The organism is Kitasatospora sp. NPDC018058, from assembly GCF_044327205.1.
GTDB lineage: Bacteria > Actinomycetota > Actinomycetes > Streptomycetales > Streptomycetaceae > Kitasatospora.
The window spans coordinates 138,176-158,952 of the sequence record NZ_JBIRFA010000017.1 but is presented as its reverse complement, the minus strand read 5'-3'; the positions used below and the strand labels follow the sequence as shown (position 1 = coordinate 158,952).

15 protein-coding genes and 1 pseudogene are annotated in these 20,777 nt (G+C 70.8%); 6 read left to right on the top strand and 10 right to left on the bottom strand.

The features are described 5' to 3' along the window. Nucleotides 1-4 precede the first annotated feature (4 nt). Nucleotides 5-907 carry a hypothetical protein gene (locus ACH4E7_RS24700; RefSeq protein ID WP_396251202.1) on the top strand — a complete coding sequence of 301 codons (903 nt, stop codon included), beginning with the start codon at nucleotides 5-7 and terminating at the stop codon, nucleotides 905-907. Nucleotides 908-1,461: 554 nt separating this feature from the next. Here the strand turns inward: ACH4E7_RS24700 and ACH4E7_RS24695 are convergent. Then, entirely contained in the window at nucleotides 1,462-1,857 is a 396-nt protein-coding gene (locus ACH4E7_RS24695) for a cupin domain-containing protein (RefSeq protein WP_396251201.1), read from the bottom strand. A 52-nt stretch (nucleotides 1,858-1,909) separates the two neighbouring features. Here ACH4E7_RS24695 and ACH4E7_RS24690 point away from each other — a divergent pair, with 52 nt between their 5' ends. After that, a complete protein-coding gene (locus ACH4E7_RS24690; RefSeq protein WP_396251200.1) occupies nucleotides 1,910-2,902 on the top strand; it encodes a GlxA family transcriptional regulator in 993 nt (330 codons plus the stop codon). 57 nt (nucleotides 2,903-2,959) lie between these two features. On the opposite strand, the gene ACH4E7_RS24685 is transcribed toward ACH4E7_RS24690, so the two are convergent. From ACH4E7_RS24685 to ACH4E7_RS24645, 9 genes and pseudogenes are all read right to left on the bottom strand, one after another. Then, nucleotides 2,960-3,613: a LysE family translocator gene (locus tag ACH4E7_RS24685; RefSeq protein WP_396251199.1), complete on the bottom strand. Its 654-nt coding sequence runs from the start codon at nucleotides 3,611-3,613 to the stop codon at nucleotides 2,960-2,962. Next, nucleotides 3,610-3,945 (bottom strand): hypothetical protein, encoded by a 336-nt coding sequence (locus ACH4E7_RS24680; protein WP_396251198.1) that lies wholly within the window; start codon nucleotides 3,943-3,945, stop codon nucleotides 3,610-3,612. The genes ACH4E7_RS24685 and ACH4E7_RS24680 overlap by 4 nt, the downstream gene beginning before the upstream one ends. A 306-nt stretch (nucleotides 3,946-4,251) precedes the next feature. Beyond that, nucleotides 4,252-5,295, bottom strand: a complete 1,044-nt coding sequence (locus ACH4E7_RS24675) for a hypothetical protein (RefSeq protein ID WP_396251197.1) — start codon at nucleotides 5,293-5,295, stop codon at nucleotides 4,252-4,254. After that, a pseudogene (locus ACH4E7_RS24670) lies at nucleotides 5,231-5,512 on the bottom strand (IS256 family transposase); the annotation flags it as partial. The pseudogene ACH4E7_RS24670 and the gene ACH4E7_RS24675, both read right to left, overlap by 65 nt. Nucleotides 5,513-5,819: 307 nt before the next feature. Then, the gene (locus tag ACH4E7_RS24665) at nucleotides 5,820-7,034 is read right to left on the bottom strand and encodes a beta-ketoacyl-[acyl-carrier-protein] synthase family protein (RefSeq protein ID WP_396251196.1); all 1,215 of its coding nucleotides are present in this window, start codon (nucleotides 7,032-7,034) and stop codon (nucleotides 5,820-5,822) included. Nucleotides 7,035-7,536: 502 nt separating this feature from the next. Continuing rightward, a complete protein-coding gene (locus ACH4E7_RS24660) occupies nucleotides 7,537-8,241 on the bottom strand; it encodes a hypothetical protein (protein ID WP_396251195.1) in 705 nt (234 codons plus the stop codon). Continuing rightward, complete coding sequence (locus ACH4E7_RS24655) at nucleotides 8,238-12,422, bottom strand: NEW3 domain-containing protein (RefSeq protein WP_396251194.1); 4,185 nt, start codon at nucleotides 12,420-12,422, stop codon at nucleotides 8,238-8,240. Before ACH4E7_RS24655 ends, ACH4E7_RS24660 begins: the two co-directional genes overlap by 4 nt. Before the next feature lie 55 nt (nucleotides 12,423-12,477). Further along, entirely contained in the window at nucleotides 12,478-14,916 is a 2,439-nt protein-coding gene (locus ACH4E7_RS24650; protein WP_396251193.1) for a discoidin domain-containing protein, read from the bottom strand. Nucleotides 14,917-15,072: 156 nt separating this feature from the next. Then, entirely contained in the window at nucleotides 15,073-16,140 is a 1,068-nt protein-coding gene (locus tag ACH4E7_RS24645; RefSeq protein WP_396251192.1) for a LacI family DNA-binding transcriptional regulator, read from the bottom strand. Nucleotides 16,141-16,272: 132 nt separating this feature from the next. Here ACH4E7_RS24645 and ACH4E7_RS24640 point away from each other — a divergent pair, with 132 nt between their 5' ends. The 4 genes from ACH4E7_RS24640 to ACH4E7_RS24625 all read left to right on the top strand — a co-directional run bounded on the left by ACH4E7_RS24640 (nucleotide 16,273) and on the right by ACH4E7_RS24625 (nucleotide 20,761). Then, a complete protein-coding gene (locus ACH4E7_RS24640) occupies nucleotides 16,273-17,562 on the top strand; it encodes an ABC transporter substrate-binding protein (RefSeq protein ID WP_396251191.1) in 1,290 nt (429 codons plus the stop codon). 137 nt (nucleotides 17,563-17,699) lie between these two features. Then, complete coding sequence (locus tag ACH4E7_RS24635) at nucleotides 17,700-18,572, top strand: carbohydrate ABC transporter permease (protein ID WP_396251190.1); 873 nt, start codon at nucleotides 17,700-17,702, stop codon at nucleotides 18,570-18,572. Nucleotides 18,573-18,576: 4 nt separating this feature from the next. Further along, the gene (locus ACH4E7_RS24630; RefSeq protein ID WP_396251189.1) at nucleotides 18,577-19,449 is read left to right on the top strand and encodes a carbohydrate ABC transporter permease; all 873 of its coding nucleotides are present in this window, start codon (nucleotides 18,577-18,579) and stop codon (nucleotides 19,447-19,449) included. A 55-nt stretch (nucleotides 19,450-19,504) separates the two neighbouring features. Then, nucleotides 19,505-20,761 carry a glycosyl hydrolase gene (locus tag ACH4E7_RS24625; RefSeq protein ID WP_396251188.1) on the top strand — a complete coding sequence of 419 codons (1,257 nt, stop codon included), beginning with the start codon at nucleotides 19,505-19,507 and terminating at the stop codon, nucleotides 20,759-20,761. Nucleotides 20,762-20,777: the final 16 nt, after the last annotated feature.

Here is a 20,777-nt window from a genome sequence, read left to right as displayed (position 1 = left end):
AGCGATGAAGACCAGGATCACCCTCGCCCTCGCGGCGGTCCTCCTGGGCCTCGGTGCCGCCGGATGCTCCTCGTCCGGCGGCACCACCCCGCCCGGGGCCCAGCCGCGCCCCTTCGGCGGCGTCACCCACTACGACGAGCAGCAGCGCGTCGCCCTGCACGACGCCGAGGAGGTCCTCGTCACCGCCTGCATGCGCGAGCGCGGCTTCGACTACCGCTCCCAGGGCCTCGCCACCGGTGACCACCGCGTCGATGCCAACCCGTACGGGCTGCTCAGCGGCGACCAGGCCGCCAACGACGGCTTCGGTGTGATCAGCACGGCGCTGAACCTGAAGCAGGCCGCCGACCCCAACCAGGACCACGCCGCCGACCAGGCCTGGAAGTCCGCCCTGCTGGGGACGGACGCACACCGGGTCACCGTCGACCTGCCCGACCACCAGCAGTTCTACTACAACAGCGACTCCTGCCTCACCCAGGCCCGCGACACCCTCTACGGCCCCGACTACTTCCGGCTGTTCAACACCTTCCAGGTGCTCAGCGGCCAGGTCGTCAGTGGCGTCCAGGCCGACGGCCGGTTCACCGCCGCCGAGGGCCGCTGGCGCGACTGCATGTCCGCCGCCCACCAGAGCGCCACCCACCTGGCCGACCCGGTGACCGTGATCGACCAGCGGGTGAAGCAGGACGGCACCGACCCGGCGAAGACCCACGAACTCATCGGCGGCGAACTGTCGTTGGCCAAGACCTCGGCCCGGTGCCAGGACCAGGCCGGGATCGCGACCGCCGTCTCACAGGTGCAGGGCGACGTCGAGAAGACCGTCCTCGGCGGCGACCAGCCGCTGCTCGACCAGCTCCGCAGCCTGCGGCAGCAGGCCCTCACCCGGGCGGACCGGCCGACCGGCACGCCCTGAGGGCCGCCCTCACCCCTCACCCCCTCGCAGCCCGCCCGGCCCGCCGAGCCCCTCGCTCGGCGGGCCGGTTCGATCACGGCGGGTTCGACACCCTCGTACGGCCTGCTGCGGCCACCGGAGCGGCGGCGTCGGCTCGACCGAATGCGGCGGATACGGCTTGCAGCGAAGGCCGGTGCCCCGACCCGCGAAATTCAGCGGCAGCCCGTCCGGGTCGGGTAGCCGGAGGGGGTCTCACCCTCCGGCTCCCACAGATCCGTACGTGACAGTCTCCCGTCATACGGCTCTTGTCGTCCTGATCGTCAGCCCGTGAAGGCGTGGGTGGTCCATCTCCAGTGCACGAACAGGCGGGGGTTGCGTTGCGCGACCACCGCTGTCGTCATGTCCGACGTGGTCCGTCGGACAGGCCCTGAGCGTCGAACGTGATCACGGGTGTCCCGGCGCTCCGGGTGAGGAAATGCAGCAGGTTGGCGAAGCCGCGCGCGTCATCGATCGCGCGGCCGCGCGGGGAGGCTCCAACCAGTACGACCAGGAGGGCCTGGAGCGCCTGGAGGGGCTCAGGTGTCGAGCGCGTGCCCGGTCGTCGCGTCCACATGGTCCGGGACCTCATCGTGGCGATCGCCCACCGACAGCATCCCGGTGGGTTCGAACATGAGGATCGCGGCGCCGGACGGAGCGTACGGCTTGTGCTCCGTGCCCCGTGGAACGGTGAAGACCGCCCCCTGGGGGAGCAGGACCGTGCGCTCCCCGTCGGGCTCACGCAAGGAGATGCGCAGCTCGCCGTCGAGTACCAGGAAGAACTCGTCGGTGTCGTCGTGGACGTGCCAGAGGTGCTCGCCCTGGACCTTGGCGATGCGGACGTCATAGTCGTTGACGCGCGTGACGATGCGGGGGCTCCACAGGGCGTCGAAGGAGGCCAGAGCCTTGCTCAGGGGGATGGGTTCGTTGCTCATGAGCCCATCCTGAACCGCCTCACACGGTCGATGTGAGTGCTAGAAATGGCACATGGCGAAAGGATCCTCGCACACGCCGCGCCCGGCGGGCGTACACCGGGTCGTCGTGATCGTCGACGAGAACTCCAACCCCTTCGAGCTCGGCTGCGCGACCGAGGTCTTCGGTCTGCGAAGACCGGAGATCGGCCGCGACCTCTACGACTTCCAGCTCTGCTCCCCCGAACCCAGAACCTTGATGCGGGACGGATTCTTCACACTCACCGGAGTCGCCGATCTGGAAGCGGCCGACACGGCGGACACCTTGATCGTCCCCAACCGCCCTGACGTCGAGGTGCCCCGCCGCCCAGCCGTGCTCGATGCCGTCCGACGGGCGCACGCGCGCGGCGCGCGCCTGGTCGGCTTCTGCAGCGGCGCCTTCACGCTCGCCGAGGCCGGAGTCCTCGACGGGCGCCGGGCCACCGCGCACTGGCAGTGGGCGGATGACTTCCGGGCCCGCTTCCCTTCCGTCCACCTCGAATCAGACGTGCTGTTCGTGGACGACGGTGACATCCTCACCGCTGCGGGGAGCGCGGCCGCGCTCGATCTCGGGCTGCACGTGGTCCGCCGCGACTACGGCGCGGAAGTCGCCAACGCGGTGAGCCGGCGACTGGTCTTCGCGGCCCACCGGGACGGCGGCCAGCGGCAGTTCGTGGAGCGCCCCGTACCCGACCTGCCGGACGAGTCGCTGACACCGGTCCTGGCCTGGGCTCAGGAACGGTTGGACTCACCGCTCACGGTCGCCGACCTCGCGGCGCGCGCGGCCGTCAGTCAGGCGACGCTGCACCGCCGCTTCCGGGCGCAGCTGGGAACGACGCCCTTGGCGTGGCTCACCGGGGAACGACTCATCCTGGCATGCCGGTTGATCGAGCGGGGTGAGTCCCGCATGGAGATGGTCGCGCGGCGCAGCGGGCTCGGCACCGCCGCCAATCTGCGCGCGCTGATGCGCCGCGAGACGGGCATCACGCCGTCGACGTACCGGCACCGGTTCGGACCGGAGGCGAATTGACGGCCAGGCATCCCTTCCGCCGCGCCCGGGTGTCCGGGCGCCGGTCGGTCCCCGTGGTCAGTTGTCCCCGAGCGCCAGCTTGATGCCGAAGCCGACGAGTACCGTGCCGGTGATCGCGTCGATGACCCGCTGCACCGAGCCGCGGTTCAGCCACCGGCGGACGAGCTGGGTGCCGAATATCAGCGCGCTGAACCAGGCCAGCCCCTCCAGATCATGCACGGTCGCCAGGACGACCCCCATCAGCAGGTGCGGGGCGCCGCTGGGGATGAACTGGGGCAGCATCGCCATGTAGAAGACACCGTTCTTCGGGTTCAGCAGGCTGGTGCCCAGCCCGCGCGCCCAGGACCGTACCCACGTCGCCTCCGCGGTCGCGGCTCCCGCTCCGCCCGCCGCATCCCCCGACACGGCCCGGCCGCGCTCCGTGAGCGTCCGGCGGATCATGCCGGTCCCCAGCCACGCCAGGTACCCGGCACCGGCCACGCGCAGCGCGTCGTACAGCAGATGGGATGCCGTGAGCACCGCCGAGGCACCGACCGCGGCGGCCACACCCCACACGAGCACGCCGCAGAGGATCCCCAGCGCCGTCGCGAAGGCCCGGCGCCTACCCAGGGTGATGGCGGAGCGCAGCACCAGAGCGGTGTCCAGTCCCGGCATGATGGTCAGCATGCCCGCCACGACGGCAAAGGAGGCGATGGCAGAGGAAACGGTCATGCGACCATCCTGAAGTCGTGGCCGCGATCGCGTCCAATGCGGTCTGCTTCACCGCGCATCAGCAGGATCGATGCCGCTGCTCGTACGGCAAGACCGGCGGGGATTCCCTGCCGCCGAGCCGAGTCGGGGGACCCGGCTCGGCCGCGCGGCGGCACGGTCAGGCGGGTATGCCCCGGTTCGAGTCGTCTGTTGCCGCCTCGCGGCGAGTAGAACAGACCGCCGTATCGCTCCTCGAACCGGATCATCGCGTCGACGACCGGGGCCTCCGCGGGATGCTCGAACCCGGCGTCGTCGACAGCTGTCGCGTACTGCCTGATCCGATCGGAGGACATGGGTGCACATCGCCGCGCACGTGACCCGAGGAAGCTGCGGAGTCGGGGCGACACGGTGGAATCGTCGAGTATGTGTATGCCGCACAGAGTACGCATGACCGGGACAGTCGGCCAGACCGTACATGAACTGACCGATTTCTGCAGTGAGCCAGGGCCACGCCAACTGACCCGTCCGCCCTTCGCTCCACGGAGCGAAGGGCCGATGCAAGGCGCGCGTATCCCAGGTTGATCGACTCACCGCAGCCGTTCCAACGGCTGCGTTCCAGGAGGTCCGCGTGCGAGCGATCGTCAATACCTGTGGATCTGCTAGCTGGTCCGGCGCGGAGGTGATGGTTCGGTGTCGGTGGGTGGCGTCAGCGTTGTGGCGAGTCGGTCGACGCCGAATCCGCTGATCAGGAGGCGTTCTTTACGGCTTCCGGTGAGGCGCTGGGTCCAGTCGACAAACCCGCCGTCCGCGATCTCCAGTTGCTGACCCTGGATGGTTGCGTAGATCTTGTAGCACAGGTCGGTGTAGTAACCGCGTCCGGTCTCCCGGTTGGGATCGTCGATGATGTCGATGCCCGGTGTTCCGGCCAGCTCTGTACGGGTGTGGGCCAGGATCGGAGCGGCGCGCTCGTCGAGGCAGGTGATGCGGATCTCGGTCTGGCGCACTCCAGCACGTGCCATCGCCCGGACGGCGAAATGTAGGTGCTCGACCAGGTGCTGTTGCTCGAAGGTCCGGCTGCCGGTGTCCCGGCCGGCGGTCACCAGGGCGAATAGTTGGAAGTGGGCGAGCATGCCGGGCGCGTCGAAGTGCTGGGCACGTACGACTCGTTGGCTGGCGGCTATCCGGACCGGGACGGCCGAGCGGGGATCGGCGGCCAGGGCCTGGGATCTCCGCTGGGCTGCCTCCAGGGCCAGGGCATTGGTCGGGTCGGCTGCGACCTCGCTGCCACGAATGGTGGCGACGACCTTGCGCGGGTCGACGGTCGCGACCGCCGTATGCGCTGCCAGGGGGACGAGCGGAGCCAAGGTGAGCATCTGGAAGTCATCCGGCAGCGCCGAGAGTAGGAAGTCTTCGGCTCGTCGCAATTGCGCGAACCCTGTCGGGGCCGGGGTCACGAACCGGTCGGTGCGATAGCGCCGCATCACCTCGGCCGGGGTGAGCCGATCGGCGCGGCGTCGGAAGACTTCCAGGAGCAGCGTGGTCAGATCCGTCCCGGTCAGCCCCTTGGCCAGCAGGTCCAGCAGTTCCGGTCCGCCCGCCTTAGCCAGAACTCGGCGCAACGCCGGACCGGCCGAGTATTCATCGCTCGTCATGGCGGGCCAGTATCGCCTGGCCGGTATCGGAAAGACCATCGATTTCCGCACATCGTGGCGATGCTGCCGCCGCTCGGTCAGGCTCCGTCAGGGCTCCGTACTCGAAGCGGGCTCCAGCGCGGACCAGCGGGACGAGGTGGGCATCGTTGACGGCACGCCAACGAACCTGGGCCGACTCGACGAGCTTGAACACCATCGCCAGGCCGGCGGCGCGGGAGCCGGCGCCCTTGGTGACTTTCGTGCGGAGTCGGACGGTGGCGAAGCCAGAGCCGAGCATCCATCAATCGGACGGTGTGTTGCCGCTGCTCGGTCGGCAGGGCCGTCAACTGCTCGCTGGTCTCCTCCAGCCAGTCCACGAGCCGCCGTCCACCCGTGACCTGCCGCGCCCGGTACACGGGGCGCGGCAGGCGAACTGGCGGGCTTCTCAGTGGCGGTGATGGTTGTCGGGCTCGGCGGGGGTGCCAATCCCTCGAAGAAAGGTCACGAGAGTTGATCAGGTCCGCCACGACATCACGAGTGGGCGGCAACCGGGCCCGAGGGGCCCCTGCCCGCACGTCGCGGCGGCTGAGGTCCCGTCACTTGGTGAAGACCAGGCTGACGTTGTGTCCGCCGAACCCGAACGAGTTGGCCAGCGCGGCGGCCCACTGACCGGTACGCGGCTCGCCCCGCACCACGTCCAGTTCCACGCGCGCGTCGAGTTCGTCGAGGTTGCGGGTGGCCGGCAACGTGCCGTGCTTGAGCGCGAGCAGGGCGGCCATCGCACCGATCGTTCCGGCCGCGCCCATCATGTGCCCTGTCATCGACTTCGTCGCCGTCACCGCAGTGTGGCTGCCGATCACTCGGCCGATCGCCTCGGCCTCCGCCAGGTCACCGGATTCCGTCGAGGTGGCGTGGGCGTGCACGACCCCGATGTCCGCCGGGGCCAGGCCGGCGTCGCGCAGCGCCAGTTCCATGGCGAAGGCCTGGCCTTCCGCGTCGGAGGCCGTGATGTGGTTGGCACTCGAACTCACGGCGCTGCCGGCCAGCGTGCCGTAGGAACGCGCTCCACGGGCCCGGGCGAACTCGGCGCGTTCGAGCACCATCATCCCCGCGCCCTCGCCCATGACAAACCCGGACCGCTTGACGTCGAACGGGCGCGACACGGCCTCCGGGTCCACGGACTGCGTCGACAAAGCCTTCATCTGGGCGAATGCCGCGATGGTGAAGGGGTGCAGGCATGCCTCCACCCCGCCTGCGACGACCACGTCCGCCCGCCCGCTGCGGATCAGGTCCTGCCCAAGGGCGAGGGCCTCGGCCCCGGACGCACAGGCACTCACCGGAGTTCTGGCGCCCCCCTTCGCGCCCAGGTCCATGCTCACCCAGGCAGCCGGCCCGTTGGGCATCAGCATGGGGACGGTGAACGGCGACAGCCGGCGAATCCCGGCGCGTTCGAAGACGTCGTCCTGCCCCAGCGTGGTGAGGACACCACCGGTCCCGGTGCCGATGACGACGGCGAATCGCTCCGGCTCGACCTGGGGAGCACCGGCGTCCTGCCAAGCTTCGCGCGCGCTGAGGATGGCGACCTGCTCACCGCGGTCCAGTTTCCTCGCCTCGGCCCTCGGCAGCAGGGAGGCAGGGTCCACCGTGAGCCCGGCCGCAACGTGCACGGGCAGGTCCGCGGCCCACTCCTCCTCCAGGAACCGCACCCCCGACTTACCGGCCAACAGCCCCGACCACGACGATGGCGCATCGGCTCCCAGTGGCGTCATCGCGCCGACGCCCGTCACCAGCACACGATCGTTAGGGGTCATACGAGCCTCCTTGAATTGTGTAGATGCTACATAGCGCCCGACTGGCCCTCATGGGGATCATGCCAGTACCTTGAAGGAAAGGCAGGGCGTGAGCCAACCGATTCGATAGCAAGAGGTTGTCCTATCCCCACAATTAACGAGGCCTAACTCGCGGCATCATGAAGCTGACGTCCCATCGCCTTCCGGGGTGTCACCGGCGCATCAGGTAGCCACAAGGGGGCGGGTAGGCCGCCCCACAGTCAGCGGTGCAGAACGGGCGTGAGACCGGAGTGGCCGAACAGCCCCGTTTCACCGTCACCCGGCCCCTCCTCGACACGTTCCGGCACGACGTGACGCGGACATACTGGGCCCCTGGCCAACAGCTTCGATCGGTCTCGGCCGTGTCCTGCCCGCGCACCTTCAACCCGACCGGCGAAACACCCCCGCCGTTCCCGCTGCAGCTCCACTGACTGGGCGCCCCCTCGCTCCGTGGAGCGAAGGGGCGCCCAGAAAGGGCCTCTTCTCAGTGGCGGTGGTGGTTGTCGGGTTGGCCGGCGTCCCCGGGGTGTTCCAATCCCTCGACCAGGGTGAGGCGTTGGGCTCGCTCGCGGTCGAGCCAGCGGACGAAGGCGGCGCGGCGGGCGGCCTCGCGTAGGGCGGGGGTGGGGTCGGGGTTCTGCGGGATGGTGAGGGTGGCGAGGAGCATCGCCTTCCAGGGGCCCACGGTGACCCATTCCCCGGGCGGGGCTGTGCGGAGGGCCTCGACGAGGGCCACAGGGAGGGTGTCGGGGTCCGCTTCGACGCTGCCGTCGGAGAGAGCGAGGTGCCAGCGGGTGGCCGGTCGGCGGGCGGTCAGGGTGCGGTAGTGGGCGATCTCGGCGGATGAGGGCTCGATGCCGGCGGTGACCGCCACATACACGGTACGCACCGCTGCGCTGCCCTCGTAGGCGGCGGCGGTGATGGAGCCGAGCTCGACGGCGGCCTGCTGGTCGAGGCGGGCGGGGTCGGAAGCGTCGACGGGCAGGTTGCGTTCGGCGGCGACGGCCTCGCAGAGGGCTTCGGTGAGGAGCACCTGGGCGACCCACCGGGTGAGCTGGCGGTCTTCCGGGCTGCCCGGCCGGGGGAGCGCGGTGGAGCGTGGCCCGTTCCGGAGGGCGGCGAGGCGGCGGTCGAGGGGAGTTCGCGGGAGGGGGCGGCCGTCGAGCAGGCCGAGGACGGCGGCGGTCATACCTCCACCACCAAGGCGACGGTCGGGGCGTACTGGCAGCGGCCGAACCACATGACCTTGGCGAGGGCCCAGTAGGAACCCGGGTCGGTGGATTCGGGGGCGGTGATGGCGAAATCGACGGTCATGGCGGAGCCGGCCGGGACGGTGAAGCCCCGGACGGGGTCGGCGACCGCTTCCCAGGTACCCCACGGGGAGACCAGTTGCAGTTCGCCTCGGATCTCGCCACGGGATCGGTTGGTGAGGGTGAGACCGAAGGTGGTGCGGCCGCCAGGGGTGACGCGCAGGGTCTCGTGCGAGACGTCCACAGACAGGCCGGTGTCGCGGCCGGTGGTGGCCTTGGTGCCCTGGGCCGCCGTCCAGTCCTCGGGGGTGTCGCCGGGGACGGGCAGCAACTCGGGGAGTTCACCGACCGCGATGGTCACCACGTCCTCGATCTGCTGGCCGTCGTGCTCGATCCGGACGGCTGCGAAGTGCAGCCCGGGTTCGACGTCCGCCGGAGGGGTGAGGGTGACCGGGAAGCGCAGGTGACCGCCGGGCTCCAGCCGGTACGGGCGGCTGCCGAGGCTGGTCGCCCAGCCCTCCGGCGGCAGCACGACGGCCGTGCCCTCGACGGCGGCATCCCGCAGCTGCGAGGAGAGGACGACCGAGAGCGTCAACACCTCCCCCGTCGTCCGCAGCAGTCCGGGCGAGGCGCCGACCGACACCGGCAGGTAGCCGAGCGGTGCCGGGCCCCGGTTGTGCAACCAGTAGCGGGCGTGGACGGGCTGGGCGGGTTCGGCGACCGGGCCGAGCACGGCGCCGTCGGCCGGGGCGGTCACGGCAGGAACCGCGAGCAGGGTGGCGATCTGCGAGCCGGCGAGGTCCAGGACGTCGGCCGACTCCCCGAGCGGGCGTTCCAGAAGGTCGGCGGGCCGTACCTCCGCCAGCCCGAGGGCGCCGCCGAACCGCGCCGTCCGACCGAGGCCGGTCGACTCGACCAGCCGGACGGTGAGGTCACGCCCCATCGGAGCCGTCGAGCCGTGCGCGATCGGGTTCCCGGCGGGCTTGAGCGCGCCGAGCAGCACCTCGCGCTGCGGCTCGACCCGCAGCCAGGACAGCGTGGCGGGCAGCGGTCCCTCCTGGGCGGGCGCGACCCGGGCGTACAGCGGGTGATTGAACTCCTGCCCTCGCGCGGGCAGTGTCTGGTCCCGCCAGTCGCCGTCCCCGCCCACCATCGCGTAGCTGAACTCATGGGTCCAGTGCTGCAGTTGGAAGGATGCGCCGTCCGGCAGGGTGCGCTGCGGTGGGTCGATCCACACCCCGGACGGCCAGCCGGTGCAGGAGCGCATCAGCGACAGGTGCAGCGCGCCGGTGGTGTCCACCGCGAAGCCGGGGAGGCCGAAGCTGAGCAACGCAGCGGTGTGGTCGGCGAGTTGGTCCGACACCGCCACCGGGCAGATGACGGTGATCCGGGCGTCGGCAAGGTCGTCCACCAGCGCCGCCGCATCGGACACCACCAGCGCGGGCAGGGAGCGAAGGTCCCGCAGGTCGGCGTCCGGCCGCCACACCTCGGTGAGCGGCGTCAGCGCCGGTACCCACACCGCGCCGTACACCTTCAGTACCGCCGCGTACTCCTCCCCCGCCCGCTCGATCAACTCCCTGGCCGCCTCGTTGACTTCCGGCCCGCCGACGACGATCCGGAAGTCCGGCAGGTTGGAGTCCACGTCCAGCCACCCGTACCGAGCCCAGTCCGCCCCCGAGGTGGTGGCGGTGACCCCGACCCGGGCGAGCGCGACCACCAGCGGCCGGACGTCGGCGGCATCGTCCAGCGTCGGCACGACGACCTCCGCCACGCCGAGGGCCCGCGAGCCGACCACCGCGCCCGCCGGGTCGGTGAGCTCCGCCCGCGCCGTGGCGCCCAGCCCGAACCAGGTGTTGGCCGGATTGTCCAGGGTCCACGGCGCCTCCGCCGAATCGACATCCGGCATCGCGAAGCCGCGTCCGATGACCGCTCCCGCGACCTCGCTGACCGGCAGGCCTCCGGGCACGTCCACCGGGAAGCGCAGCCGCAGCAGCCGGTCGGCGCCGGAGTAGTCCACGACCCGGGTCCGGCAGTCCACGCGGTCGAGCCCGCGCCACAGCGTCACGGTCTGCTCGTACCGGACCCCGTCGACCGTCCCGCCGATCACCAGCCGCTCGCCGAGCGGGCCGGTCTCACGCCGGACCGCAGCAGTAACGGCCCCGGAGCCGACCACCGGGCCGCTCGGCACCAGGTGCCACGGGCCCTCGCCCAAGTCGGGGTGCTGCGGGTACTCCTCGTACACCCGCAGCTCGTTGCCGATCCGGCCGCCCTGGATCAACTCCCGCTCGTGCAGCAGGTCGTAGACCGAGGTGAGCCCGCCACCGCGTGCCGGGTCGGCCGCCACCCGGTACCGCCCGTTGGCGATCGCCGCGCCCTCGGCGGCCGTCCAGGCCGAAACGGCGGCGCCCTCCACGAGCCGCCAGGTCCGCCAGCCGAGCGCGGGAACGTCCTCGGCCAGGAAGCGCAGCGTCCCCCGGTCGACGACGCTCGGCACCGGCGAACCCGCCTCGTCCAGTACCCGCACCGACCTCACAGCGTCGGGGAGTTCGACCGCTACCAGGTCGCTGCGGTCGAAGGACAGCGTGTTGGTCACCACGACGGCCGAGCCCTCGCCCGCCGTCGAGATCCGGGCCGTCAGCGCGTCCAGCGCCGCGTCCCGGACGGCGGACGCCAGGTCGTACGCCTCCCGCCAGCCGCCCAGCAGGTCCAGGTACACCTGGTCCGACTCCGAGCCGGTGATCGCGTCATGGTGGGCGCCGTAGGCGAGTTGGCGCCACACCTTGTCGAGAGCTGCGGCCGGGTAGCACCCGAGCCCGTGGACGGCGGCCAGCGTGGCGAGCTTCTCCGCGTCCACCGCCGCGACCTCGCCCGCCCGTTGGGCCTGCTTGGTGTCGATGTACGAGACGTCCTTGCCGGTGTACACGGGATTCATATCGCGGGTCTGCGGGCTGAGTCGACGGCCGCCAACAGACAGTTCGGCCCGGACGGCGTCCAGGAAGTCGCGCGGGGTGGCGCAGACGAAGCGCGGCCACAGGTACTTGGCGGCCCAGGAGCGGTGGATCTCGGTGACCCACTTGTTCGGCGGGGTGTAGTCCGTCCCGACCGGCAGCAGCAGGTTCTTCGTGGCGCCGACCGGCTTGAGCTTGCGGTACAGCTCGTACACGGCCTGCTCGGCGGTCGCGAGGTCCGGGGAGGAGTCCATCCACCAGCCGGCCGAGTAGTGGTGGGGCATGTAGTGGGTGAGCACGCCCTCCCCGCCGGGCGCGATCCATTCGAACTCGCTCGGGAACTGCATCACCCGGGCGTCGTCCTTGGCCTCGCGGAAGTTCTTCTGGATCGGGCCCCACTGGTGGAACGGCCCGCGCGCCCAGGCGCTGCCGGTCAGGCCGGCCGCGGCGAGGTGGCCGGGGAACTGCGGGTCGTGCCCGAACACGTCGAGCTGCCAGGCGGTTTGGGGATCACCGTCGAGGATGTCGCGCTGGTAGCCGATGCCGTAGACGATGTTGCGGATGGTCGTCTCGGCGCCGGTGAGGTTGGTGTTCGGCTCGTTGTACGTCCCGCCGACGAGCTCGACCTGGCCGCGCTCCAGCAGCAACCGCAGCGTCTCGCGGCGCTCCGGGTGCTGGTCGAAGTACGGCTTCAGGTAGTCGACTTCGGCGAGTACGAACTTGTACACCGGGTCCCGCAGGGCGAGGTCCAGATGCGCATCCACCAGCGCGAAGCCGTTGCGCTCCCACAGCGGCCGGGTGGTGGCGTCGGCGGAGAGCAGATCCCAGGGGGAGGTGTAGGCGGCCTGGGTGTTCCACCAGACCGGGTCGTAGTGGAAGTGCGAGACCAGGTACATCGTCCAGCCGGGCTCGGCGACCTCCACGACACCCGCCGCCTCACTCGCGGACGCCGTTACGGTGACCGGCAGTCGGGAGCCGACGGCCGCGCCGATGATCTCCAGCGGGACGTCGACCAGTCCCGTGCCGGTCGCCTCGCCGTGGACGCCCGGGCCGTGGACGGCGATCCGGGCGGCCGGGCCCTCGATCGTCACCCGCAGGATCTGGCGCGGAGCGTCCTCGGGGCCGACGAACAGGTCGGTGCTCTCGACGGCGGTGATGGTGGTGACCGGCACGGGGTGGTTCCTTTCCGGAGATCCGAAGGAGCAGACGGGACTAGACTCCCCGGGCCTAGACTCCCCAGGCCTCGAACTCGTAGACACGGGCGGCCGGATCGCTGGTCTGAGTCGGCTTGGTGACGACCAGCCGGACGTAGCGGGCCGTGGTGGTCACCGGGTGCGTGGTGGTGCCGGCCGTGTTGCCGGTCACGGTGGCGACGGTCGTCCAGGGGCCGGTGGTGCTGGAGCGGACCTGGAGGGAGAAGTCCCGGGTGTTGTACGAGGCGCTCTCTCCACCCGCCTGGGCGTGCTTGACCACGAACTTGTTCAGCTTCTTCGCCGAACCGAGGTCCACCTCAAGCCACTTGGACGAGGTGAGCGTGCACCATTTGTCGCTGGTCCCGCCGCTGACGCTGCCGTTGACGGCCTTGGCCGGCCCCTCGTCGGCGTTGCACTGGCCGGAGGCGGTGGCCGGCCGGTTCAGCGCCAGGTTGGTCGAGGTCGACGGTGCGCCCGTCCAACTCACCTTGGTGGACGTGACGGTGGAGCGCCGGTAGGTGGTGGACACCGCCTCCACGTCCAGCGTGGTGGTGGACTCGCTCCCGGCCCGGTCGAGCCGCCCGACGAAGTAGGCGTCGTTGGGTGTGGCGCCCAGGAAGGTCCGGCTGCCGTCCGCATTGCGCCGGTACACCTCGTAGTGGTGGACGTTGCCGCCGGGCGCGGCCGTCCAGGAGAGCCGCAACGACTGGCTGGCGCCCGGGGTGACATCGCTCGCGCCGAGCACGGTCAGCCCCCTCGGCGCGGCCGGGGTCTGCGTCGCCCCGTCGTAGAGGGCGACCTGGCCGACCCGGAGGTCGTACGCGGGGTCGGAGCCGTCCACCTGCAGGGCGAGCTGGGAGATCGTGCGGCCCGCGTACGGGGAGAGGTCGAGGGTGTGACGTTCCCAGCCGGTACCGGAGTTGCCGCCGACGTCCACGGTGGTGAAACTGCCCGGGGAGTCGGTGAAGGAGACGGCGGCCTTGAGCTTGGTCGGGCCGGCGGCCGGGGTCTTCACCACCAGATCCAACTTGGTGTCGGCCGCGACCGGCAGGCTGGTCTCGTACAGCCGCACGGTGTTGGTGGCGTCCAGGGTGCCGGTCAGCCGCAGCGAGGAGCCGCCCTGGTAGGCGTCGGTGAAGTCGACGGACGGGCTGAGCTTGCCGCCACTGGAGTTGACCACCCAGCGGTAGGTCGGCGGGACGTCCTGGAGCGAGAGGTTGTTCCACCCGCCGGTGGCGACCCGGGTGCCGCCCGCGTTGTAGAAGTCGCCCTGGCCGGTGTTGAAGTTGGTGACGAAGGGCTTGGCGGTGATCGGCGAGGACTCGGCGACGTAGCCGGCCAGGCCGGGCCAGCTGCTGGAGAGGTCGGTGTTCGAGGGGTCGCTGTCGGCGCCGACCCAGTAACGGGCGTCCTTGGCGTAGAAGTCGGCGCGGTCGGTGGCGGACTTCCAGGTCCACTCGGGCCGGTAGAGGCCGAGCGAGGTGGTGTGCGGCTGCCCGGCCGGGCACAGGGTGTTCCAGTCGACGGAGGTATTGTAGCCGTTGGCCTCGGTGTCGATGCCGGAGTACAGCTCGTACTCGCTGCGGCCGAGTTGCCGGGCCAGGGTCCGGGAGGAGTCCAGGCCGTCCGCCGTCCAGCCGAAGTTGAGGAAGATCGCGTCCGAGGTGTGCTTCGAACCGTCCTGGAGGAAAGGCGAGTTGGCCGAGGTGAGGGCGTTCTGCCAGTCGACGGCGCCGGAGGTGGTCATCGCGTCGTACCACATGAAGTCGGTGCCGCTCTGCGCCTTGGTGTACTGCATCAGGTTCTGCAGCTCGGTCGCGAGGCCGGAATCGCCGCCGCCGGTCTCCTGGTTGATGAACCAGCCGTCGAAGCCGTAGTACTGGGCGGCCTGGGCCAGCTTGTCGGCGACGGGGTAGCGGTTGCCGGACTTCTGGACGAAGTCGCGCACCCACTGGAGCTGGCCGCCGTACGCGGCGGGCGGGAAGAAGACGGTGCCGTAGACCTTGACGCCGTTGCGGTGGGCGGCGTCGATGACGGTCGGATTGGGGGCGAGGATCAGGCCCTCGCCGGCCGAGCCGCCCCAGAACACCAGCTTGTCGACGTACTGCCAGTAGCCGAAGGCGTAGTAGTTGGGGTCGGCGGAGCCCTGGGAGGGGTTGTTGGAGGTGGGGGCGAAGGAGACCAGCGAGGCGATCTTCCCTTCGCCCGCATGGGCGTTGGGGTTCGCGGCGAGGGCCGGGTCGCTGGTGCGCGGCTGCAGCGGGACGCGGGAGCGGTTGAACCGGGCGTCCGGGTCGGTGGACGGGTCCCAGCTCAGGATGGTGCTCGGGTACCAGTAGGAGGCGTAGGGCTGGCCCCCGGGGGCGGCGACGACCGGCGAGGCCGGCACAGGAGCGGCCTGGGCGGCGGGTACGACGCCCAGCGCGGCCGTCACGAGCGCGACGCCGAGCAGCAGGGGGAGACGTCTTGACATGCGGTGGCTCCGATCGAGCGGAGTGGGTGGGGCCGGGCCCACCGGCAGCGGCAGGCCCGGGTGCATGCGGGCGTGGCGGTGCTCAACACGAGGGGGGAATTCAGTGAACATGACAGCGGACAGTGCGCAGGACCGGTCCCCCTCGGCGCAGCGAGGCTAAACCGGTTCAGAACCCATGTCAACGACTCGCACAGCAACCACTCCGACCGGTGAGGGCGGCGAGGTGGACTCCCGTACGGTCAGCCGGGGCGTGGGCATCCGCAGGTCCCGCCCGGGCCCGGTCTCGTCCACCGCCTCCAGCAGACTGCGCGCGACCTGCTCGCCGAGCGCGAAGGTGTCCCGGCTGAGCGCGGTCAGCGGCGGGTGGACGATCCGGGCGAGCACCGAGTCGTCGAAGGAGACGATGGACAGCTCGCCGGGCACCGCGACGCCCATCTCCCCCGCCACGCCGAGCCCGGCGACGGCCATCACGTCGCTGTCGTAGACGATCGCGGTGGGCCGCTTGGGCCGGGAGAGCAGAGTGCGGGTGGCCGCCGCGCCCTCGGCGTCGCTGAAGTCGGTCGGCACCGACACCGCTTCCTCCAGCCCGAGCCGGCGCGAGGCGTCACGCAGCGCGCGGATCCGCCGCTGGGTGTGCTGGAAGTGCGGCAGCCCGGCCAGGTGGGCGATCCGGCGGTGCCCGATGGCGGCCAGGTAGTCGACGATGGAGAGCATCGCCTCCCGGTCGTCGGCCCAGATCCGCAGCTGGTTGCCGCCCTTGCCGGGCCCGCCGAGGACGACGGCGGGCAGCCCGAGTTCGTCCAGCACCGGCAGTCGCGGGTCCCTGACCTGCAGGTCCACCACGATGAAGCCGTCCACCCGGTGCTCGGAGGCCCAGCGCCGGTAGACCTCGATCTCGGCGACGGTGTCCTCGACCACCATCAGGTGCAGCGCGACCGAGCTGGCCGAGAGCACGGCCTGCAGGCCGGAGAGCAGTTGGCTGAAGAACGGCTCGACGCCGATGGTGCGGGCCGGACGGGCGATCACCAGGCCGACGGCGTCCGCCTTGGCCCCGCCGAGGGCGCGCGCGGCACTGTGCGGGCGCCAGTTCATCTCCTCGGCGACCCGCAGGATCCGCGCCCTGGTGGCCTCGCTGACCCCCGGGCGGCCGTTGAGCGCGAAGGACACCGCGCCCTTGGAAACACCGGCCCGGCGGGCGATGTCGGCGATCGTCGGTCTGCCCACAGAACCCGACTCCTCTCTTGACAGCCAAGTTTAGGCGGGAGCATAGTCCCTGCCATAGCTAGACCGGTTTAGTTATGCCGATTCCGATATTCCGCACCATCCCCCACCCACCCCCAGGACCGGGAGACCCTCATGCGAAGAATCTGGGCGGCACTGACGACGACGGCCTTCACCGCAGCGGCCCTCACCGGCTGCGGGCTCGGCTCCGGAGACGGCAAGAACGGCGACAGCGTGGCGAGTGCGGCCGCCACCGGTGAGGTCAAGGGCAAGGTCTCGCTCCAGACCTGGGCGCTCAAGCCCAAGTTCACCGACTACATGCAGGGCGTGATCGACGGCTTCAAGAAGAAGTACCCGGGCGTCGAGGTCGACTGGCTGGACCAGCCCGGCGAGGGCTACTCCGACAAGGTGCTCAGCCAGGCCGCCTCCGGCACCCTGCCCGACGTGGTCAACCTCCCGCCGGACTTCGCCTTCCCGCTGGCGAAGAAGGACGTCCTGCTCGACGTCGCCAAGGCCGACCCCAAGCTCGCCGACGAGTACGTCGCCGGCGGCGTCGAGGCCTACCGCTACAACGGCTACCAGGGCACCTTCGGCTACCCCTGGTATCTCAACACCGATGTGAACTACTGGAGTTCGGAACTCCTCACGAAGTACGGCCTGGACCCGAAGAAGCCCCCGACCACGCTGGACGAACTGATCGCCCAGGCCCGGGTGATGAAGGAGAAGTCCGGCGGCCAGACCTATCTGATGAGCCGTAAGCCGGGCCTCGGCGACCTCTACAACATCGGCGTGAAGATCATGGCCGACGACGGCAAGTCCTTCACCTTCAACACCCCCGAAGCCGCCGCGCTGCTCGACAAGTACCGCGACGCCTTCAAGGAAGGACTGATGCCGAACGGCGTGCTCACCGACACCTACGCCGGCAACTCCAAGCTCTTCAGCTCCGGCACCGCGGCCTGGACCACCGGCGGCGGCAACTTCATCACCAGCCTCGCCACCGACAACCCGACCCTCGCGCCGAAGGTCCTCCCCTCCCCCGCGATGGCCACCCCGCCGCTGTACGTCCAGGGCCTGTCCATCCCCAAGAACACCAAGAACCCGGCCGCCGCGGTCGCCCTGGCCCGCTGGGTCACCAGCCCCGAGAACCAGGCCGCCTTCGCCCACCTGACCAGCGTCTTCCCGTCCACCAAGGCCTCCGCGAACGACCCGTTCTTCAGCAAGAGCGACGGCACCAACGCGGCCGACGCCAAGGTGATCGCCTTCACCTCGCTCGCCAAGGCCAAGCTGATCCAGCCGGTCGAGGTGGACGACGCCATGGGCACGATCATCAAGCAGCAGTTCGCGCTGGCCATCAGCGGCGACACCAGCTCCAAGCAGGCGCTGGACACCGCCGTCGAGCAGTGCGACAAGCTGCTCAAGGGCTGACCACCCGCTCCGCGGACCGTACCGGCGAAGCGGCGGGTCTCCCCCCGCACCCGCCGCCCCGGGAATGACCCGTACCCAGGCCCCAGGCCCGCACCACCCCGGGCCCCAGCAGGGCCGAGGCCCCGAAAGGCAACGGCATGACCCACCGGCGCTGGTTCACTCCCTGGCTGCTCGCCGGGCCCGCGATACTCTGGCTGGCCGTCTTCAACCTCTGGCCGGCCGTCAACACGGTGATCCTGTCCTTCACCAACGCCAAGCCCCTGGGCGGCGGGCAGTTCACCGGCCTGGAGAACTACGGCCGCCTGTTCGACGACGACCAGCTCGCCGACGCCCTGCTCAACAGCATCGTGTTCATGCTGGTCTGCCTCCCCCTGCTCACCGTCCTACCGCTGCTGCTCGCCCTGCTGGTCCAGCGGCGCATCCCCGGCATCACCTTCTTCCGCACCGCGTTCTACACCCCGGTGATCGCCTCCGCCGTGGTGGTGGCGCTGATCTGGGGCTGGGTGCTGGACGACCGGGGCCTGGTCAACGGCCTGCTCCAGCAGAGTGGACTGGCCGACTCCCCGGTCTCCTTCCTCACCGACCGCTGGCTGCTGCTGTTCAGCGCGATCGCCCTGACCGTCTGGAAGGGCCTCGGCTACTACATGGTCATCTACCTGTCCGCCCTCGCCGGCGTCCCGCGCGAGCTGCACGAGGCGGCGGCCGTGGACGGCGCGAGCCCGGTGCGCCGGTTCTGGCACGTCACGCTGCCGGGGGTGCGGCCGACCATGGTGCTGATCTCGGCCCTGATCTCGGTCAGTTCGCTGCGCGTCTTCTCGGAGCTGTACGTGCTCTCCAACGGCCTGGGCGGGCCCGGCGGCCGGGACATGTCGGTGGTGATGCTGATCCAGATGTACAGCCGTGGCTTCAACGGCCACCTGGGCTACGCCTCCGCGCTCAGCCTGCTGCTGTTCGTCATCACCCTCGGCCCGATGCTGTTCCTGATGCGGCTGAACCGGAAGGCGGCCTGACCCCATGACCACCCTCCGCACCAGGGCCGCCCAGGGCTCCAGCGGCTTCAACACCCCCTCCCCCGCCCGGACCGTCGCCCGCTACCTGCTCCTGACCCTCGTCCTGCTGCTGGTCATCGGCCCCTTCCTGTGGCAGCTGTCCACCTCCCTCAAGGGCCCCGCCGAGGACGTCTACACCCGCACCCCGAGCTTCCTGCCCGACCAGCCGACCCTCGGCAACTACGGCAAGGTCGCCGACGCCATCCCGGTGTGGACGTACGCCCTCAACTCGGTGATCGTCGCGGCCGTCTGCATCATCGGCAACGTAGTCGGCTGCACCCTCGCCGGCTACGCGCTCGCCCGGCTGCGCTTCCGCGGCGCCAAGCTGGTGCTCGGCCTGTTCCTGGCCACCCTGGTCCTGCCCGGCGAGGTCACCATCGTCTCCCAGTACGTGCTGGTGCGCAGCCTCGGCCTGGCCGACAGCCTGGCCGGCGTCGCCCTGCCCGGCGCGATCGCGATGCTCAACGTGCTGCTGATGCGCACCGCCTTCGCCGCCGTACCGGCCGAGCTCGACCAGGCCGCGCTGGTCGACGGCGCCAACGTCTGGCAGCGGCTGTGGCACGTCGGCCTGCCCAATGTGCGCGGCATGCTCAGCGTGATCGTCATCTTCACCTTCATCGGTGCCTGGGACGACTTCCTCTGGCCGCTGATCGTGCTCAACGACCCGCAGAAGTACACCCTCACCGTCGGGCTCCAGTACCTGAACGGCACCTTCTCCGCCAACCCCCGGCTGATCGCGGCCGGCACCATGATCGCCTTCCTGCCGGTCGTCGTGGTGTTCGCCGTCTGCCAGCGCTTCTTCTTCAAGGGCGTCGAGGAGGGAGCCGTCAAGGGGTGAACCCCCAGGACGAGGACACCGTCCGTATGCCCCAACCAAGTTGAGGAAGACCTCCGTGACCACCACTCCGCGCTTCGGCGTCAACTACACCCCCAGCGCCGGCTGGTTCCACCACTGGCTCGACTTCGAGCTCGACGCCGTGCGCGCCGACTTCGACTCCATCGCCGCGCTCGGCCTGGACCACGTCCGGGTCTTCCCGCTCTGGCCGCTGTTCCAGCCCAACCGCACCCTGATCCGCCCGCGCGCCGTCGAGCAGCTCACCGCTCTGGTGGACGCGGCCGGTCAGCGCGGTCTGGACGTCGCGGTGGACGGCCTGCAGGGGCACCTGTCCAGCTTCGACTTCCTGCCGTCCTGGACCCAGACCTGGCACCGGCGGAACATCTTCACCGACCCCGAGGTGCTCGACGGCCAGGCGGCCTATCTGCGCACACTGGCCGGGGCGCTGCACGAGCGGCCCAACTTCCTCGGGATGACGCTCGGCAACGAGATCAACCAGTTCTCCGGTGCCCCGCACCCCGACCCGGACCGGGTCACCCCCGCCGAGGCGGAGGCGTGGCTGCGCCGGATGCTCGCCGCCTGCGAGCAGGGCGCGCCCGGACGGCTGCACCTGCACGCCTCCTACGACGCCGCCTGGTACCTGGACGGGCACCCGTTCACGCCCTGGCACTCGGCCCGGCTGGGCGCCGCCACCGCCGTGCACTCCTGGGTGTTCAACGGCACCGCCCAGCGCTACGGCGCCCACTCCACCGCCACCGCCCAGCACGCCGCGTACCTGGTGGAGCTGTCCAAGGCCTGGGCCGACGACCCGGGCCGCCCGGTCTGGCTGCAGGAGGTCGGCGCGCCCGCCCCGCACATCACCGCCGAGGACGCGGCCCGGTTCACCGGCGCCACCGTGGCCGCCGTGCTGGACTGCCCGGACCTGTGGGGCGTCACCTGGTGGTGCTCGCACGACGTGGACCGCTCGCTCGCCGACTTCCCCGAACTGGAGTACAGCCTCGGCCTGTTGACCGCCGACCGACAGGTCAAGCCGGCCGGCGCCCGGCTCGCCGAGGCCGCCGCCGAGGCCCGCCGCTCCTGGCGGCCGCCCGCGCCGCGCAGCACCGCCGTGGTGGTGGCCACCGGCGACGAGGTGACCTCCCCCCGCCGCTCGGTCTGCGGCCCCGGCGGCCCGGTCTACGAGGCCTTCATGCGCCTCGTCGAGGCGGGCGCCCGCCCGACCGCCGTACTCGCCGAGCACGCCGGAGACCGGGCGCACCTGGCCGCGCGCGGCATCACCGAGGTGGTCCACCCCTCCGACGTACGTTCTCCCTGAACACCGCTGGCCCCCG

What these genes read in the sequence shown, in the direction of transcription:
- ACH4E7_RS24700 (WP_396251202.1), top strand. Translation starts at nt 5, where the DNA reads ATGAAGACCAGGATCACCCTCGCCCTCGCGGCGGTCCTCCTGGGCCTC.
- ACH4E7_RS24695 (WP_396251201.1), bottom strand. Translation starts at nt 1,857, where the DNA reads ATGAGCAACGAACCCATCCCCCTGAGCAAGGCTCTGGCCTCCTTCGAC.
- ACH4E7_RS24690 (WP_396251200.1), top strand. Translation starts at nt 1,910, where the DNA reads ATGGCGAAAGGATCCTCGCACACGCCGCGCCCGGCGGGCGTACACCGG.
- ACH4E7_RS24685 (WP_396251199.1), bottom strand. Translation starts at nt 3,613, where the DNA reads ATGACCGTTTCCTCTGCCATCGCCTCCTTTGCCGTCGTGGCGGGCATG.
- ACH4E7_RS24680 (WP_396251198.1), bottom strand. Translation starts at nt 3,945, where the DNA reads ATGTCCTCCGATCGGATCAGGCAGTACGCGACAGCTGTCGACGACGCC.
- ACH4E7_RS24665 (WP_396251196.1), bottom strand. Translation starts at nt 7,034, where the DNA reads ATGACCCCTAACGATCGTGTGCTGGTGACGGGCGTCGGCGCGATGACG.
- ACH4E7_RS24660 (WP_396251195.1), bottom strand. Translation starts at nt 8,241, where the DNA reads ATGACCGCCGCCGTCCTCGGCCTGCTCGACGGCCGCCCCCTCCCGCGA.
- ACH4E7_RS24650 (WP_396251193.1), bottom strand. Translation starts at nt 14,916, where the DNA reads ATGTCAAGACGTCTCCCCCTGCTGCTCGGCGTCGCGCTCGTGACGGCC.
- ACH4E7_RS24640 (WP_396251191.1), top strand. Translation starts at nt 16,273, where the DNA reads ATGCGAAGAATCTGGGCGGCACTGACGACGACGGCCTTCACCGCAGCG.
- ACH4E7_RS24635 (WP_396251190.1), top strand. Translation starts at nt 17,700, where the DNA reads ATGACCCACCGGCGCTGGTTCACTCCCTGGCTGCTCGCCGGGCCCGCG.
- ACH4E7_RS24630 (WP_396251189.1), top strand. Translation starts at nt 18,577, where the DNA reads ATGACCACCCTCCGCACCAGGGCCGCCCAGGGCTCCAGCGGCTTCAAC.